General features: G+C 39.8%; 1 protein-coding gene. It reads right to left on the bottom strand.

Annotation, left to right across the window (positions count from 1 at the left end; genetic code table 11):
- Positions 1-76: 76 nt before the first annotated feature.
- Positions 77-1,499, bottom strand: a 1,423-nt coding sequence (locus tag HZY94_RS00545) for an IS1634 family transposase (protein WP_179924515.1), incomplete at its 5' end; no start/stop codon positions are given.

Below are 1,499 nucleotides of genomic sequence, written 5' to 3'. Positions count from 1 at the left end.
CCCGACTTTATCACCTAAAAATAGACAAAGACCAGCTAACCCCTTGTGCCCCAAGGGATTTGGCTAGTCTTTTTTCTTATTTGGGTGTTGTATATGGAGCCTTAGCGTAGTTTTTTAGCTCTTCAAATTTGACAAAGCCTTTAGTCCATTCAATACCAAGGAGCTTGTTAAGTCTTTGCATATCAGGACTTTCTTGAAGACGGTAGTAATTGTCTTGTAACCTGCTTGCTTTAGCGCTATTCAAGGCATTGACCACTCTCTCTGGGCTCATCTTCCATCCAATCTGATGTTGAAGAAGACGAAGGTGAACAAGCGCTATGAAACAAGTAAGAAAATGAGCTTGAATATGGTTCTCTGTCCAAACATAGACTGGTCTGCTTTCTAATTCTGTCTTTGTAACACGGAAACAATCTTCGATTTTAGCTAGTTCTTTATAAGCATCCAACATTTCTTCGTCAGACATCTCAATCTCACTTGTTACAAGTACATTCACACCATCAAACTGAGCATCAAAGTCAGCTTGTTTTTGGTCAATCGTGATAAGGGGGGAGTAGGGTTTCACTTCACCTGTTTCCTTATCTAGGTAGTGGAGTTCTAGATACTTCTTTCCACCTTTTTTACTGGTTCGCCGAAAGAGTTCCGCATTGGTTAAATGACTGGCATACTCTAATGCACCTTCACGACGAATCCGTTCTCGATCAGCGTACTTCTTAGACCAGGTAATCAGAACTTTCTCCTTTACGAGTGGAGAACCTTTTCCCTTCCCTAATTTTCTTTCTCGAATATATGATTTTTTAGCGAAAGTGAGTTCTTTATTAAACTCCCAATCTTCTGGATTTAAGATATGTTCTTGAATATCTTTAGGGGCACCGCTGCGACCACGGTGTTTTTGTGAAAACAACCAACCATCTTCTTGGTTAAGCATTTCTGAAACATTGGTTGTACTATTCATGGCTTTATCTGCAACAACAATAATGCGCTCAATTCCAAACTGCTTTTTGACTTCTCTTACTGCTGGAAGGTAGGTCACAGGGTCCGTTTGATTTCCTCGAAAGAGCTTGTAGCTAATGGGAATACCATTCGAATCCATAAAAAGTCCAAGTTGCACAATAGGTTTCGGTCGATGTTCCTTACTCGGCCCTCGTCTACGTAGTCCTTCTTTTAGGATCTCCCCTTCTTCTGAAACAAGAGCTTCATCGGGAATATCTGTCTCAAAATAATAATTGGTGACATCGTAGAAAACAAGGCGAGCTTCTCGCTTGGTCATCCTACAAACCTCTTTGTGTAGATGAAGTTGGAGATCTTCCTTTAGTTCATTCAGTTTATCCAAGGAACGATAGATAGCGTTTAAAGTGACTTCCCAATCCCCAAATAAGTCTACTTGAGAAGAATAAGTGGCTAGTTTACTATCTGGATTCAGAATACGTTGAAAAACCAATAATTTCAGCACTTGAACCAAATTATAATCTGCATTTGATTTTACAGACTTCAGGAATTCA

The sequence above is a fragment of the Streptococcus danieliae genome, from assembly GCF_013415245.1.
Taxonomy (GTDB): Bacteria; Bacillota; Bacilli; order Lactobacillales; family Streptococcaceae; genus Streptococcus; species Streptococcus danieliae_A.
This window is presented reverse-complemented; position numbering and strand designations above follow the sequence as displayed.